18 protein-coding genes are annotated in these 15,659 nt (G+C 61.6%); all 18 read right to left on the bottom strand.

Annotation, left to right across the window (positions count from 1 at the left end):
* Complete coding sequence (locus tag ABV589_RS21035) at positions 1 to 420, bottom strand: tail fiber assembly protein (protein WP_367083408.1); 420 nt, start codon at positions 418 to 420, stop codon at positions 1 to 3.
* Positions 421 to 437: 17 nt separating this feature from the next.
* Entirely contained in the window at positions 438 to 1,316 is an 879-nt protein-coding gene (locus tag ABV589_RS21030; RefSeq protein ID WP_367083406.1) for a phage tail protein, read from the bottom strand.
* Positions 1,317 to 1,330: 14 nt separating this feature from the next.
* A complete protein-coding gene (locus ABV589_RS21025) occupies positions 1,331 to 1,930 on the bottom strand; it encodes a putative phage tail protein (RefSeq protein ID WP_007964344.1) in 600 nt (199 codons plus the stop codon).
* Positions 1,918 to 2,964 (bottom strand): baseplate J/gp47 family protein, encoded by a 1,047-nt coding sequence (locus tag ABV589_RS21020; protein WP_367083404.1) that lies wholly within the window; start codon positions 2,962 to 2,964, stop codon positions 1,918 to 1,920. The genes ABV589_RS21025 and ABV589_RS21020 overlap by 13 nt, the downstream gene beginning before the upstream one ends.
* Complete coding sequence (locus ABV589_RS21015; RefSeq protein WP_007964342.1) at positions 2,954 to 3,352, bottom strand: phage GP46 family protein; 399 nt, start codon at positions 3,350 to 3,352, stop codon at positions 2,954 to 2,956. Before ABV589_RS21015 ends, ABV589_RS21020 begins: the two co-directional genes overlap by 11 nt.
* Entirely contained in the window at positions 3,352 to 3,861 is a 510-nt protein-coding gene (locus ABV589_RS21010; protein WP_007964341.1) for a phage baseplate assembly protein V, read from the bottom strand. Before ABV589_RS21010 ends, ABV589_RS21015 begins: the two co-directional genes overlap by 1 nt.
* Positions 3,862 to 4,020: 159 nt before the next feature.
* Positions 4,021 to 5,064, bottom strand: coding sequence for a phage baseplate assembly protein (locus tag ABV589_RS21005; protein ID WP_367083403.1), 1,044 nt, complete (start codon positions 5,062 to 5,064; stop codon positions 4,021 to 4,023).
* Positions 5,065 to 5,067: 3 nt separating this feature from the next.
* Positions 5,068 to 6,303: a DNA circularization N-terminal domain-containing protein gene (locus ABV589_RS21000; protein ID WP_367083401.1), complete on the bottom strand. Its 1,236-nt coding sequence runs from the start codon at positions 6,301 to 6,303 to the stop codon at positions 5,068 to 5,070.
* Entirely contained in the window at positions 6,290 to 8,188 is a 1,899-nt protein-coding gene (locus ABV589_RS20995; protein WP_367083399.1) for a phage tail protein, read from the bottom strand. The genes ABV589_RS21000 and ABV589_RS20995 overlap by 14 nt, the downstream gene beginning before the upstream one ends.
* Positions 8,189 to 8,318: 130 nt before the next feature.
* The gene (locus ABV589_RS20990; protein WP_003222226.1) at positions 8,319 to 8,615 is read right to left on the bottom strand and encodes a phage tail assembly protein; all 297 of its coding nucleotides are present in this window, start codon (positions 8,613 to 8,615) and stop codon (positions 8,319 to 8,321) included.
* Complete coding sequence (locus tag ABV589_RS20985; protein WP_007964335.1) at positions 8,612 to 8,959, bottom strand: phage tail tube protein; 348 nt, start codon at positions 8,957 to 8,959, stop codon at positions 8,612 to 8,614. The genes ABV589_RS20990 and ABV589_RS20985 overlap by 4 nt, the downstream gene beginning before the upstream one ends.
* A 67-nt stretch (positions 8,960 to 9,026) precedes the next feature.
* On the bottom strand, positions 9,027 to 10,523 hold the full coding sequence (locus ABV589_RS20980; protein WP_367083396.1) for a phage tail sheath subtilisin-like domain-containing protein: 1,497 nt from the start codon (positions 10,521 to 10,523) through the stop codon (positions 9,027 to 9,029).
* A complete protein-coding gene (locus ABV589_RS20975; RefSeq protein WP_027611066.1) occupies positions 10,523 to 10,702 on the bottom strand; it encodes a DUF2635 domain-containing protein in 180 nt (59 codons plus the stop codon). Before ABV589_RS20975 ends, ABV589_RS20980 begins: the two co-directional genes overlap by 1 nt.
* Positions 10,699 to 11,283: a hypothetical protein gene (locus tag ABV589_RS20970; protein WP_367083394.1), complete on the bottom strand. Its 585-nt coding sequence runs from the start codon at positions 11,281 to 11,283 to the stop codon at positions 10,699 to 10,701. Before ABV589_RS20970 ends, ABV589_RS20975 begins: the two co-directional genes overlap by 4 nt.
* A 159-nt stretch (positions 11,284 to 11,442) precedes the next feature.
* Entirely contained in the window at positions 11,443 to 12,471 is a 1,029-nt protein-coding gene (locus tag ABV589_RS20965; protein WP_367083393.1) for a phage late control D family protein, read from the bottom strand.
* A 9-nt stretch (positions 12,472 to 12,480) separates the two neighbouring features.
* Positions 12,481 to 12,693, bottom strand: coding sequence for a tail protein X (locus ABV589_RS20960; RefSeq protein WP_007964330.1), 213 nt, complete (start codon positions 12,691 to 12,693; stop codon positions 12,481 to 12,483).
* A complete protein-coding gene (locus ABV589_RS20955) occupies positions 12,686 to 13,069 on the bottom strand; it encodes a phage tail protein (RefSeq protein ID WP_007964328.1) in 384 nt (127 codons plus the stop codon). The genes ABV589_RS20960 and ABV589_RS20955 overlap by 8 nt, the downstream gene beginning before the upstream one ends.
* Positions 13,066 to 15,540, bottom strand: coding sequence for a phage tail tape measure protein (locus ABV589_RS20950; protein WP_367083391.1), 2,475 nt, complete (start codon positions 15,538 to 15,540; stop codon positions 13,066 to 13,068). The genes ABV589_RS20955 and ABV589_RS20950 overlap by 4 nt, the downstream gene beginning before the upstream one ends.
* Positions 15,541 to 15,659 lie beyond the last annotated feature (119 nt).

The following is a 15,659-nucleotide window of genomic DNA, read 5'->3' as shown; positions in this document are numbered from 1 at the left end:
TCAGGCGGGCAGCACAGGCCAGACCACGTTTTGCGGATAGCCCGGCTGCTTGTCGATCTTGTTCAGCGCCAGTTTGTAGGTGGCGAATGCCTTGAATCGCTGCATATCGTCTGCGTCGAGCAGGCCCGCGATGTAGGCGTCCGCCATGCCGACGGTTTGCTGATCGGCTTCGGCCAACAACTCATCCCGGCGCGCCAGAGCGGCAGCTCTTCGCTCGCCATCAACCACTTGCGAGGCGTTCGGCAAAGAATGTTTGGCGACCTTGCCGTCGGTGTATCGCCAGATGCCGTCACGCTCTTCAATCGTGCGCAGGAACAGTTCTTCGGAGATTTCCACCGCGCTGACAGGAATCTGCAGGTGGATAGCCGAGTCGTATCGCCCAAGAAGTTCGCCCTGGGCATCGAAATCAATGTATTTCATGGTGTTCACCTCCGATTTCAAAAGCCCATGGCGAACCAGTTCCAGCCACCAGGATCGATATTGGAGAAGCGCTGGAACTGGCTCAGCGAGAGTCTGTAAAAAGAAAAACGTATATCCGCGAATCCCGGTGAGATATCGCTGCCGGACAGAAAAAGCACCGAGTTCGGAAAGGCAATCGGGTAGGTGATGGTTTCACTCAATGCACCACCGGTGGCAAGGCCCCATTGCAAAATCAGGCCGCTGGGAAGACGTTGGTAGCCCCCGCTTGTACCCAGTGAAGCGGTGAACATCGGCGAATATTTGAGCGCGCCATCGCCGGAGTCCAGCCCCCACCCCCCACCCAATAGCAGTCGCCTGAAGGTTACGAAACACCCTCCTGCAAATGACAAGGAGGTAGTGGGTACCCCATTGATGGTGCTCAGACTTTCACCACTACGAGCCTTTACCGTCAAACTACCGGTGCTGCTCAGAATCCTGACCAGTCCACCAGGAGAAACACTGGACCAATCAGGCAGAGTCACCGTACAGGGGCCAGTGAAGACTGAAAGCTTGCCCACATCAGCAGCCGTCAGCGTGACATCCCCTACATAGTTGGTCTGCCCTGCCAGACTGCCCAGCGCGCGCTGAACAAATTCTGTCGTCGCAACCTTCTGACTGACATCGAACTGCGGTGGCGTTTCATACAGTTTCTTGCCGCGCAGCGCCTCCAGCAATTGCGTGTTGAGCCCCTCGGTGGGTTCGATCCCGGCAGCTTTGATAACCGTCAAAACCTCCTCGGTCAGGGCGTTGCCCCACTCCGCGGGAATCAACGATCCGGGGGTTCCGGTGATCGGGTTTTCATCGACAAAACGGCTGTTGACCAGACCGACACCGGGCATGCTTTTCGGATAATCCATCCCGTCATTCCTCCCTAGTCATAATTGATGTGCACCTTGGTATGCGCCGGCGCACTGCGATGGATCAAGCACTCCAGCGCCGAGCCCGGATTCACGCCAAAGCGCTCGCCCCAGTAGCTCGCGCCATAGCGCCGACCGAGCAGCAGCCGGCCACCGGTGTTGAGCGTCCACATGAACTGCGCTTCCCAGGTGCCCCAGTGCGCTGCGCCGAAACGCGAGCGGCCCATGCGTGGGGCTTCGTGTTCGGTGATGCTGGCGTTGGGGTAGCCCTGGCTTTTGGCGATGTCGAGGTAGTAACCGACAGCCTGACTGCCGACCGCGAGCAAGCGGCGGCGTACGGCGAGGCGGCGGTCGTCGAACAGCGGAGTGGCGCCCAGGCACGGGTCGGGCAGTTCCATCACCCGTTCCCAGTCCGGCACCAGTTCGCTGACGCCCGCCGGATCCATCTCGTTGAGCAGGTCGGCGGCGCGGGCATCGAGGCGCGCCAGTTCGACGGCGACGCCTTGCAGCACTTCCTCAAGTTCCGGGACGCGTTCCGGGTCCCACGCCGGGCCGCTGGGCAGCAACGCGCGCAGCTGCGCCTGATATTGCGCGGCGGTTCTTATGCCCCCCATACGCAGCCTCCGAAGGTCAGCAGTTCGCTTTGTCCGGCAGGCACGTCAGCGGCCGGCGCGGTCAGCGTGTGATCGTATTCACCGCCGGCGCTGCTGATGGCTTCGCGGATATGGCTGATCAGCAGCGGCACACCGAGATCGGCCTCGCGGTTGTGCAAGTCGCGCAGTTGCGCTTCGACGGCGGCGCGCACAGCGCTGGTGTCCGGATTGACGCTCTTGAAGCGATACACCACCGGCACCTGAATCGGCCGCTGCACGTGTACTTCCGCGGTCACCGGGCGCAGCGGTTCGATGTACTCCTGAACCTCCGCCAGTTGTTCGTCGTTGGGCACCGGTTGCGGGTCTTCGTCACGCATGATGAACACCGTCACCGTGCCCGGACCAAGGAAGCCACCGCGGCACCAGGCGCGCGTCACGCCCGGCACTTCCAGCGCCCAGGTCTCGTAGTCGCTGGCCGAACCGCCGTGGGGTATCACGCGATAGGAACGGATCACCCGCGAGCGCAACGACTCCAGACTTTCCCGCGCCACACCGCCACTGAGGCCGGGCGCGAGCACCACAAAACTGTTGCCGACGACGCCTGCGATCGGCTGCACCGGGTTCAGCGCCAGACCGGCGTCGGCATTGCCCAGGCTGCCAGCGTCGAGCGCGGCGATGGTGGTGGTATTGCTGCCATTGACGGTGGTGCGTGCGGCGGTGACTTTGTAAGTGCGGCCATCGCTTGCTTGCAGCAGCGTGTCGACGTCGAGCACCGCGCCGGCAGTGGCGGTAAAACTGACGCTGCCGGTGGCGACTTGCGCCGGTTTGCGCGGCTGGTTCAGGCGCAGGGCGGCGATGCGCTCAAGGGTCGACTCGTCGGCCTTGTCCGGCAGGATCTGCTCGGCAATCCAGTCGAGATAACCGTACAGGCCATAGGCGGCGCCACCGAGGGTGCGGGCCAGCACTTGCGCATCGGACTGGCGCAGCGAATCGCCGGCCAGGTCGCTTTGGGTGCGCTTGATCAGCACCGGCAGCGAAGGGGTTTCAAACGGCATAGATCACCTGCCAACTGTTATCGGGGTTGATGTCCAGACGTTCGCCGTCGGCCAGGGTCAGGACCGTGCGCAGGTTCAGGCGCTGGGCGTCGAGGCGTTCGCTGATGATGTCGATGGCGCTGCAGTGGCCGTCGTCGATCAGCCATTGCAAGGCTTCGCGGGCATAGAACTCGGCGTCCATCTGGGTCTGCCGGGTCAGCTTGACCCGACGCAATAGCCACAGCCGCGAACCGATGCGGTCGTCGGCGACGGTGGGAAAGCTGTCGCCCCACCAGCCGAAGCGCTCCTCGTCATCGAGGGCGTCGTCATCGGCGGCGCGGCGCCAAGTGAACAGGCTGATGAGCACGGCGCGGGTCAGTGCGGCATGGAGATTCTGGCTGACAAGCATTATTTGCCTCCTGCCGGCGCACCGGTCTGGCCGCTACCGGCCTGCACGCCGACGTGCACGTGTTTGATCTGGCTGATGCCGCCGGCGAGTTGGTCGCCGGTGGATACGATCTTGCCGGTCTGGTTGATCACCGGCGTGTCGAAGTTCACCGCGCTGCTGGCGCGGATGTTCAACGTGGCGGTTTCGATGTCGATGATCCGCCCGCGCTTGAAGTGAATCTTGTCGCCCTCGTCGGTGTAGATCGCCACCTCGCCAGAGGCCAGCGACTGCAAGCGATAGCGGCGGTCGGCGACCACCAGAGCGATGGCGTGGGAACGGTCACCGCCGAGAAAAGTGACGATGCCTTCGGCGCCGGCCAGCGGGTTGCTGGTGAAACCGTAGGGTTCGAAGTGCTCCAGGTCGTCGTTCACTTCGCCAGCGGTGAGGCGCATTTGCAGCGATTGCAGCTTGGATGCCGAGTTGGCGAGCACGACAGTGCCGCGCGCCAGCAGGCGTGTCAGTAGGCTCATGAATTGATCCTCGATACTTTGCCAACACAAAACCTGTGGGAGCGGGCTTGCCCGCGATGGCGGCGTGTCAGGCAAAGAAGTGTTTGCGGTAACCACCGCTATCGCGGGCAAGCCCGCTCCCACAGGAACAGGTGGTGCCAGTCGGGTTGGGTGTCAGGCTCAGGTTTTTTTCGGGGGTGTGGGATCAGGATCGAAGGTATGCGGTGGCGCCACTTGCAGCGTGGTCACCGAGCCCTGCGCCGAGAGCGAATACGTCACTTTGGAGATCAGCATGTCGCCGTCAAAGCCGAGCACCGGATCCGTGACCTTCACCAGCGTGTTGTGGCGCCACAGATCGCCATTGGACTGACGCCAGCCCTGCACCTGATAGGTCGTGGTCTGCGCCCGGCCCATGCGGGTGGCGCTTTCCCATTGGGCGCGTTGCTGGGCCAACTCGAACGTCAGTGCGGTGCCCTCGTTGATGATCGTGGTGCGGCGGCGCTTGAAGCTCAGATCAGCCGCGCTGGATTGAACCTCGCTGACGGCCGCCCCGCTCTTCTTGTCCGAGCCTTTCTGCTGACCGATCACTCGGTATTCAGAAAACACCTGGCTTTGATCCATCGGCGCGTTCGCCGACAGAATGTTCTTGCCCAACTCCAGCGCGTCACTGGCCCGACCACCACTACCGGGCTTGGCCAGAACCAGACGGCCTTGCTCGTCATCAGTGGAAAACACCCGGAACAGCGAGAGCAGACGATCGATCGACTGGAACACCGTTTCGCCCGGCACGATGGTGTGTTTGGCGAGCCGCGCGGTCTCCGGAATTTCGTTGACCACGTACAGCGAGTATTCCGCCGCCAGAGCCTGGACGATGCTCAGCAGCGGTTGCTCCTGCCATTGGTTCGGCCGGTTGGTGGCTGCGCAATCGACCAGATCCTGAGTCTTGGAGCTACCCTCGATGCTCAGGCTGATCCGGCGTCCGTCGTAACTGATCGGCGCCTTGAACACGTAGCCGGTGAGCACCAGATCCTGGCCGATTTTCACTTCGCACGGGTCACCCGGCTTGATCCGTTGATCCACCGTCTGCCCCGGCCACTGCCAGGTGATGTCGAGTTTGAAGGTGCGGAACTGGCGCTCCAGATCGGCGGTGATTTCCACGCTTTTCCAGCCGCCGTATTCCATGTTGTTGACGGTCAGCGTGACATGGTTATCCATCTCGCTCATGGCTCACTCCCTGGACACTTTTACATCGTTGGGAGAAAAGCCCGGATGGTTCATCGCGTTGCTCTGCGTCACTTGAGTCACCCGTGTGGCGTCGGCAAATTGCTTGTAGGCCACCACCAGCGCCGGCAGGCTTTCCTGAAACGATTTGGTGACCTGGCGCACACCGGATGACGCCACTGCCTTGAGATGCGCAATCAGCGCTTCCTTCACATCGTTGATTGCCTGGTGATGTTTGGGATCGGCCTTGTCCAGCATCGGGTCGATTGCCACCCCGACCGCCTGCTGCAGCGCTTTCATTTCGTCGGTCACCGGCACCTCCTGACGAGTCACCGGTTGATCCGCCTGATGCGCCACCGAAGGTGTCGACGACAGCTTCACCGTCGGAGTCGCCACCGGCATCGACGCGACCCACTGCGCCACTTTCACCAGCATGGTGTCCTGCACCAGATCAGCCATGGCTTGCGCCGCCGCGTTGGTGTCCTTGCCGGTGGTGATCTTCGGCGCATCGGCCTTGCGAATGGCTTCGAGTTGTTGGGACACGTCGGCAATCACGCCACGGTAGCCCTCCTTCGCGAATGCCTTGAGTTCCTTGATATCGCCGAGCAAGCCCTTGAACTCCGCAGCCACTTCCTTGGGCAATTCCTTGACGGCCTTGACCAGTTCAGTGATCTGCTTGTACTGCTCGATCAGCGGTTTGAGCTGCTCCTTGATCACCTCATAGACCCCGGTCAGGCTGTTGCGCAGATTGGCAATGCCGATCCGCGCAGCCTTGATCAACGTCATCGCCTGCTCGAAGCGCGCCACCGCAGAACCCAACAGAGTGTCAGCCTTGGCCAACAGAACTTTTTGCGTACTGACCGTGGCGGTCGGAAACGGCAACGGCCGGTCCGGGTAAAACTTCAGACTGAACGTCACCAGCCCGCCGTCCTGGCGGGTGTGGGTCATGTCGCATTCGCCGACCTTGACCTGCAAGCGTCCGAGCCATGGATGCACCAGTTCACCACTGCCCGCCTCCAGGGCCTTGAGCAGCTTGTCGCGCTGCTCCAGGCAATCGGCGCCGATGATGAACGCCGTGATGTCGTGGGTCTTGGCCTGCTGGCCGAGATCCTCGAAATACGGCAGGTCACGTTGCGGGTATTCGTGCAACTGACCTTTGCGACCGACCGGGGTTTTCGCCTGATCGATCCAGAACCCGACACCGCGAAACGATGCCGGCAACAAGCGGTCACGCCAGTTCATTGGAACCTCCTGCCGACAGCGAGCGATAGCCGATGCGCGAAGACAGCGCCAGGCCCGGTTGATTGGTTTGTGGTTGATCGGTGCGCAGCCCCGGCGGTGCATTTTCGAAGCGCACGGTCAGGCCGCCTTCGAGTTGCGTGCGGTTGTTGGCGGCGCTTTGCTGGATCAGGGCGCTGGAGGTTTGTGGCAGCGATCCGCCCTGCAACGCCCCGTTTCCAGCAGGCGCGGGACTCGCGCCAAAGAACGCCGGCGCCAGCTCACCCTTGCCTTCGGCATTGGTCTGGCGCTGCGCCTGGGTCAGCGTTTCGACCTTGCCGGTGACCTTGGCGATCAACCCGGCGAAACCTCCGTCGAACAGCTCCTTGATCGGCGCAATGACGGTTTGCAACTTTTGCCACAACTCGCCGAACCACCCGACAATCGGCCCCCAGCTCTCGATGATCTGGTCCAGAGGTTTCCATTCGAACAGGGTGTGCAGAAAGTCCACGACCGGTGCAGACGCCGCCAGCACAACATCCCACAGCGCCGAAAAGACTTCCCCGACCGGCTGCCAGTACTGCGCAATCTGCTCCAGCGGCGACCACTCGAACAGGCTGGTGAAAAAGCCTTTGACCCGCTGCACTGATGTTTGCAGTGCCGTCCAGATCGGTTCGAAGTACCCGACGACACCACCCCAGGCGCTGGTGATCATTTCCATCGGGAAATAATCGAACAATGCCCGCAATGTATCCCGGGTGCTTTGCACAGCCGATTGCAGCGTCGTCCACAGCGGCTGGAAGTACGCAACAACACCGCCCCAGGCGCTGGTGATCATCTGCATGGGTGAGAAATCGAACAACGACACCAGAAACTCTTTAGCCGGCTGCGCAGCTTTTCGCAGGCCATCGAACATCGGCTCGAAGAACCTGACAACGCCGCCCCACGCACTGTTGATCATCTGCATCGGCGAGAAATCGAACAGGTTTCTGAGGAACGTCATCACCGGCACACTCAAGGCCTTGAGCAGTTCCCAGATCGCCGAAAACAGCCCCGTCAGCGGTGCCCAGTTTTCCAGGATCATGCCGGCGGGCGTCCACGAGAACACCGATTTGAAGAAGTCGATGACCGGCGCAGTGACGGCTTTGACCTCTTCCCAGATGCCCGAGAAAAATCCCGCAACCGGTGACCACAGCGCCGCCAGTGCATCGAGTGGTCGCCAGTCAAGGACCGAGCGCAACGTCGCCATCGCACTCGCACCAATGTTTTTCACGCCCTCCCACATGCCTTTGAAGAACGCGCTGATCGGCGTCCAGTTGGCATAGATCAAACCGGCCGCCACCGCGATGCCCATGGCGATCAGCATGATCGGATTGGTCTTGAGCACCATGCTCATGACATCGAACACTTGCGTGGCGCCGGTGACCGCGGTTTGCATCGCCGAGAAGGCAATGGCCCCCGCAGCCAGGCCTTCCACCAGTTTCGGGTTGTCGGCAAGCAGGCTGCCGAACTGAGTCAGCATTGGCTCAAGCCCGACGACCAACGCACCGACTGCCGGCACCAGCGCCGCGTCGACAGCGGCGGAAACCTTTTCCATCGACGCACTGAACACGTTCATGTTCTGCGCAGCGGCTTTCGGCGCGGCGGGCAGATCCACGGTTTTCGCCGTCTCGCTGACTTCCGTCAATTTGCCCTGAAACGCCGCCGCCGATTTGATCCCGTCCACGAACGGCGTGATCACGCTGCCGCCCTTGAACAGACCGCTGATGTCCAGTTTGCCGAGGCCGGTCTGTTCGAGATTTTTCTTGAAGCTCTCGACCTTTACTCGCAGGGCGCCGAGTTTGGGCGACAGTTCATCGATGCCCGTGATCAGCACCGGTGTTTGCACTTTCTTTTCTTCGTCTGCCATCACTGCACCTGCTGCATCGCATTGATCCGTTGCGCGTGCTCCAGCGATTCGCGGAGCACATCCAGTGGCCTGGCCATCATCTGTTCGGGGTCAACCTTCCAGAACCAGGCCAGGTCATAGGCGACTGCGATCAGGTCGGTGATGGCTCCGACGCCGCACTCATGAAAAAACTCGCAACGGCCCAGCTCAGCGCGTTGAGGTCAGCCAGATCGAGCTGGTTGACCGACGACGGTGGAATACCGGCGCACACGGCGATGTATTTGGCCGCCACGTCCATGTCGAGGCTGACTTCTTCGCTCTTGTCGATCTTGTACGGCAGCGCCTTGATCGCTCGCACTTCCTGCACCGTCGGACGGCGCAGGACGAGTTCGGTCAGGGGCTCGCCGTGAGCTTCGATCGCAACCTGAAGCTTCACGGCGCCGCTCATTGCCAGGTCCCCTTGATGCCTTCGAATTTCAGTTCGATGGTGGCGTCATCGCCCTTGGAAACCGGCTCTTCGACCAGGTAGGCACCGGCCAGCACGTAGACCTTGCCGTTGCTGAATTCGCAGGTGACGGTGATGTCGGTGCCTTCGATCAGCTTCTTCAGCGGGAAGTCGGCGGTGTGCAGCGCGGTCACTTTGAACGACGGCGCGACATCGGTTTCCTTGTAGAAACCCGGTACGACGGTTTCGCGTTTGACGGCCATCAGCGGGGCTTCGCAGCCGCCGTTGATAGTCAGTTGTGCACCGTCGACTTTGACGTAGCAGGTGCCTGCAATCACTTGACCCATGGTGTTACTCCCTTCAAATAAAAAAGCCCACCGAGGTGGGCTGAATGCTTACGGCCAAACGCGCTTATCAGGCCGCGTCGTCGTATTGCAGACGGAATTGGTTGAGCAGTGCGAACACGCGCAGACCGTTGATGTAATCCGGCGGGAACAGCACGTTCACGCGGCTCGGGTCCTGCACGTCACGCTCGACGATCAGGTGCTCGGCGAACAGCTCGGCGTTCTCCACGTGGCCTTCCAGTTCCAGCTTGGCGTACTGCGCGATCAGCTCGCCGCGAATGGTCGCTGGCGTCACGATCGGCTGGCCGGCGCCGAAACGGGTGCCGTCGGAACCCAGTTTGTGGCGACCGTATTTGCTGGTGATCACGCTTTGCAGACGACGCACGATGAACGCCGACTGGTGCATGGTTTCGCTGTCCAGGTAGGAGTTGTCGGCCTGCCCGTAAGCGTTCTTCTGGTAGGTGGTGATCGAACGCTGGATGCGCACGTAACCGCCTTCGTAGTACGCGGTGGCGATGCCGTAGTTGAGCAGCGACTGACGCTCGGTCAGGGTGAAACGCTCGCTGGCCGGTGCAGGGTCGACGCCCGGCAGGCTGCCGCTTTGAGTCGGACGGCTGGCATCGGCGGAGATGAACACCGCGGTGCGCGCAGCCAGTGCGGCAGCTTGTACCCAGAACGGTTGCGGTACGCCCGGCTCCAGCGCCTGAATGGTCATGTGCTGGTCGTTGCGTGCCTGGCCAGCAGCAACCAGTGTGCCGACGGTGCCGCGCTTGGCGCTGTAAACGTGACCGAACAATTGCTTGGCCCAGGACCAGCGACCGGTGCTGTCATCCATCACCGCTTGCCAGGTGTTGAGGGTCGACAGATCCGACCACGGCAGCGCGATGAACTCGAACGGCTCGTCGCCCAGTGCAGCCACGGCTGCGACCTGGTCCGGCACACCGGCGCCGCCGGTCATGGCGGTGACTGCGGTGGTCAGGCCGGCCGGGGTTTCTTCGCCATTGCTCTTGCCCAGACGATTGAACTGCAGGCTGATGTCGTTACCGCTGTCGCCGGTCCACTTGGCGTTCAGGGTGACCACACCTTCGGCAGCCGCAGCGCTCACCGGCAGATCGGCGGTGGCGTTGATTTTCTGCGCCAGAGCGGTAGCCGCCTGAGCAGCGGTGGCACCGTTGACCACGGTGGCCTGCACCCGCACACCAGCGACGTACAGGTTGAGCACGCCGGCCTGAGTCGCGGTGCCGGTCAGGGTCAGCACGCCTTTGGCGATGGCGCCTTCAGCGTTGTGCAGCGGCAGGCACCAGATCTCGCCGATCGGGTCGGCCTTGCGGAAGGTCTCGTACATCGAGGCGAGCATCGAGCCCTGACCACCGATGCTTTTTGCCAGCGCAACACTGGAGACCAGCACCAGTTTGCCGACTTCGCTCGGGGCGATGTTGTCGTTGACCTGAGCGACGATCAGACGGCGCATGGCCGAAGTCGCGCTATTGGCGGCCGAGTTGTCCATTTCGGCATAGAACAGCGGTACACGAATGTCCGCGGGGATGTTGCTGAATCCGATCGCCATTATTTGGCTCCCTGTGCTTTGACTTTTACGGTTTTGAGGGTGATATCGCCGTCGGCCAGACGTCGGCGCCACCAGGCGCTGTCCAGCACTTCACGGCCTTCTTTGGGCAGCAGATCGCCCGCTTCCGGGTCAGGTACGGCACGGCCAGCGGCCGGCAGTACGGTGATGCGATTGCTCATGGGGTTACGTCTCCAGAGAAAGTCAGTTCCACGCGCCCGTCAGGGCCCGGGTGTTTCAGATTGGGGTCGGCGGGGTCGATCGCATCGACCCGCACGGTGACCCCGGTAAAGGACGACAAACCGTCCAGTTCACGTTCGTGCCAACTCTCCGCAGGCTGACTGGGCAGATTGCGGCCGAGCTGGAACTCGGCAAAAAAGCGCAGCCGATAGAAGGCGCGGCTGCTGTTGATCGAGACCATCTCGCCGCCGTCATAGACGATGGCGCTGTAGTCGGTGCCCGGCTTGAACCCCACCAGCGCGCGCCACAGTTCGGCGCGCAGGTCGTGCAACAGATCCAGCGCTTTTGTGCTGTCGCTGGCGTCGAGCGCCAGGACGATTTCGAAGCGGTCGCGGATCGGTTGGGCGGTGAGGTTTTGTGCGGTGCTGTTGCTGGCGACATCGGCCAGCGGCAGCACATGGGCCGAGGGTGTCGGCAGATCGGCAGTGCCTTGCAGCAACGCCAGATCGACACCCACCGCAATGTGATTGGCAAGGCTTGGGCATTGCCCACGCAGTTGCGTGAGGATCGGGGTGATCTTCATGGTGGTGTTCCAGAATTGAGATGAGGTGCAGAAAACACCGCGAATCCACTGTAGGAGTGAGCCTGCTCGCAATGGCGATGGCACATTCACAATCAATGTGCCTGACACACCGCCATCGCGAGCAGGCTCACTCCTGCAGGGAACTCGCGGGCTGTGAGATCAGGCTTTGGCGTCCGCCTTGTGATCGAGGCCGGTTGCTTCGATCAGGCAGCGATAGCTTTCCTCGCGCTTGCCGCTGGCGGTGACTTTTTCGATCGACCAGCGACCGCGCATGAAGTCTGGCCAGGTGTCATCGAGTACCAACAGGCCTTCGGCAGCCAGTAGCGGATCGCCCGGGCAAGTGACCTTCAGCTTGTATTTCTCGCGCAGCATCTTGCGCACTTCGGCTTCGCCGATGGCCCTGGCTTCTTCTTCACTCGCCTGTTTCTGGCGAATGACCTTGTAGGGTGCGGAACCGGTGATTACCTCCTGCAGCTTGCCAAGAGCACCGTCCCAAAAGCAGGTCTTGCAACCCTGATTCTGGGTGCGGGCAGTCTCTTCCAGTGTCGCGCTGATAAAGGCGTGATCACCCGGTCGATTGTTGCTGGTCACCGACAGCCTGACGTCCGGTATCACCTGGCCCGAGAGGTTTTTCAGCTGCGCCGGTTTAGCCAGCACGTAGAGGTTGTTGAACGGTTTGGCCACCGCGTCGTACTTCTTTGCCAGTCGCGTGATGAAGCTCATGTCGGTTTCGTTCGACTGGTCGACATGAGCAATCCGGATCAGCGCCAGTTCAGGATCGACGCGCGGCGAAAAATCGTGCCGCGAGACCAGTTCGCGAAACAGTGCGCCAAGGGTGGTGGGGCCATGACTGGCCGTACGCCGTTCCTTGAATCCGGTTTCGTCCTTGCCGCTGAAGGGCGCGGCCGTAGCGACCAGCGTCAGGCGCAGCGGGAACAGCGTTGGTGTCAGTCTGGTTACCTTGAATTGGCCCTTTTCGACCAGCCCGGATTCCAGATAACCCACCCGCAGGCCGATGGTTCCGCCCAGGGTCGGCAAGCCTTCGAGGCCTTCCAGGTCGATCACCAGTGTCAGTTGATCGGACTCCATCCCGGCAGCATCAACGTGCTCCCAACTGATCAGACGCTGATTCAGCAAGTCTTTGTTGGCCCCGTAGATTTCGATCGCCGGGGTGAATCCCTGTGTCATGCAACCTCCTTAGTCCCAGGCCAGAACCGGTTTGATCGCGGCGGGTTTGCTGTCGAGTTCCGGCAGTGTCACCCAGACACCTGCCGGGAGAATCGGACCACGTTCGGCCAAGGTCGGGTTGAGTTTCCACAGGGCTTCTTCGGCGCTGTCATCGCTGCGACCGGTTTCGCGGTAGAGCAACAGATTCACCGAATCGCCGGCCATGCTTCGTACCTTACGCATTGTTGAACTCCGCCAGTTCAAGGGTCCAGTCGACCACCATTGCCGTACCATCATCGATGATGCAGGTCTGGGTTTCCTGAACCATGGTGATTCGCCACAGGCCCCAATTACGGCCGATGCCATCAATCAGAGGTAGCGGCACACGAAGGGCTTGCAGCGCCCGCAGCTCATCCAGCCGATCCATGGCCACCGCGTACATTGATTTACCGGTGATGGTCAGGGTTTCGGGTTTCTGGCCAATTTGATGGGACTTGGGTTTGCTGGTGAGAATCTGCAGTTCCGTCCAGCCGCCGTCGGACTTGCGCAGAAAACTGCTGTAGGCAAAGCCGCGTGACAGGCCAAAGATGAAACTGCCCAGGGCCATTTGTTGTTTCATGTGGCGACTCCATCGGTCAGGGCTGCGTCACGTCGTGTGGCGAGGGAATTGGTCGGCATGATCTGGCCCAACTGCCCCATGGTGGTTTGCACCACCAGATTGGCCAGTGTCTGGGCGCTGGTCTGGTCCTGACCATTGATGTTAATGGTTGAGTTGAACGTGACCGGCTGGTTGGCGGCTGGGGTGGCAAGTGCCCCGGGGATCGTGGAAATCGCCGAAGTCGCGATAAGGTCTTTGCTGACCTGTGCAGGTGAGCCGAGTCGATCGACTTGTGTCCCTAGCTTGTCGCCCAGGGATTCACCGATCGCGCCCCCCGCCATGCTTCCGAGCCACCCGCCAATTGCCGTGCCCACACCGGGCAAAATCAACGTGCCAAGTGCTGCACCGACGGCGGCCCCAGCAGAAGACCCGGCGAACGAGGCACCGGACGACACGACGGTACGCGTATCGCCCTTCATGACGCCGGTGACCATTTCATATCCGGCACTGAGCAACCGCAGCGGCGGTGCCCGTTTGGCAAGCAGTCTGCCTGCCTTGGCGTAAGAACCGGACAGTGAAGCGGCCGGGGCAGGACTGACGGCTGATGACCCTGCAAATGCGGTCATGCTTGCCGGCCAGGACGTGGCGGACAGGCGGGGCAGAACGGGTCGTGCCGGCGACGCCGGCGGTGCACTGATCCGTAGTGGCCGAGGGGGTACTGTGCGGGGGCTTTTCCCGCCTCGACCGGTTTGTTCACGTCTGACTCGAGGCTTGGTGCTTGACCGGCGAGGCTTGAGTTTGTCGCCTGTCCCGCCGCCTAGCGGTTTGCAGCAGCAGTCATGGCCCGCGCTATTTCCGGCAGACGTTTTCCTGGCTTTCGGGTCTTCAATATCGGCAATCAAACCGCCAAGACCGAGCGGCAATTTTGAAGCGACGCCCTTGAGCAGTTTGTCGGTGAAATTGCCGAATGCCTTGGCCATCACCGCCACCACGATGGCCGACAGTCCAACGCCCGCAAGGGCCAATGCCGTCGAGGTCTTGGGATGGGCTTCAGCCATATCGGCCACGCCATTGGTCATATTCGTCAGCGAGTCCAGCGTGCCGGTCGCATCCGGCGCCAATGCCGTGATCAAACGATTGAGACTGGCATCGAACGCGTTCCAGCTTCGCTGCGGGTCTTTGCCCGCAGGCTCGGCGCTGCGTTCAATCGCGCCGCTGTAAGCCGGCGTCAGTGGATCATCAGGCTTGAGCAATGAAAGCGGCGTCTGAGCCTCCCCGGGCTTGCCCATCCACTGGCGCACGCCCCCTTCACCGTTGAATGGCGATGCGAGGCTGCCCTGGGTCGCTTGCGACGGCACAAGCGTCGACGTTCCTTCCAGTTTGGCCGGCGCGACCAGCGAAAATGCTTTTTGCAGGTCTTCGGGTTTCGCCAGCAGTTTGCGAACACCGTCGTCGCCACCGAAAAGTGTCTTGACCAGCTCCGTTTGCTGCTCTGCCGGTTGTTGCTTCAATGCCGCCAACGCTTTGACAAGGTTGTCCGGTACGTTTTCAGTCAACTTGCCGGGATCAAGGCCCAACGCCTTCCACGCCGACTGCTCGGCCGCCGAGCCTTGGGTGCCTTTGCCCAGGGCTGCGCTGATACTTTTCACCGCCGCGCCGGCACCGGCCTTGTCGACATCAGCGTTGAGCAACGCGGCTGACAGCGCCGCCAACTGCTCGGGCAGGATCCCCACTGCAACGGCCGACTCGCCGGATTGCTGCACGACCGAGCCGATGTCGGCAGCCGTCGCGTTCAGTCCGCTGTTGCCCAGATGCTGAGTCGCATCGGCCAGCAGCTGACCTTGAGTGCGATCCAGTTTCATCGACAATTGCCAGGCCGACAGCATTTCACCGGCCGACTTCAGGCTGATGCCGAACGCCGACGCATTGACCGCTGCATCCTGGGCAAAGTCCAGCAGCACCTGTTCCTTGTCGGCGCCCTTGAGACCCGCGCCAATCCCGGATCGGCCAGCCGCGACTTCGACCTGCACCAGATCCACGACCGTCGCCCCACTGCCGGCAACTCGTTTGTCGGTGGCCAGTTCAAGGTTGGCTTTCGACAGCGTGTCGAGGTCGCCACCCAGGCCTTGAACCTGCTTGATCTGGGCCATGGCGGTTTCCAGGGCCATGGCCGATTGCAGGTAGGCCGGAGGCGAGCGTTGTTCAATCTCAGCCTTGAGCTTTGACTTGCTCTCGCCGCCAGCCGCCGGTGCGGCAGTTACCATTGGCACCTTGAACGATGCCAGGGCCGTGTTCAGCCCCAGGACAACGGCGCCGAGTTTGATCTGTTCACGCACCAGACTGCGGATGTCCAGGCTGGCCGTGAGCAGCGCCTCTTTCAGTTCGGACAGTGGTTTGATCAGGCTGTCTGTGGCCGATCCGCCTGCCGACAAACCGGAACCCGCGCCGCCGGTTTGCGCGGCGTACATCAGCGAAAACGATATGTCTGCCATGCCGCTCTACTCCTGTTTCACGCCAAGGCGAGTGATCGCTATGTCGTAGCGGCGCAACGCCTTTTCGGCGTCCCACTCCAGAATCTCCGCCTCACTTACCGGGTAAATGAGCGGGACGA

It is taken from the genome of Pseudomonas sp. HOU2, assembly GCF_040729435.1.
Lineage (GTDB): Bacteria > Pseudomonadota > Gammaproteobacteria > Pseudomonadales > Pseudomonadaceae > Aquipseudomonas.
This window is presented reverse-complemented; position numbering and strand designations above follow the sequence as displayed.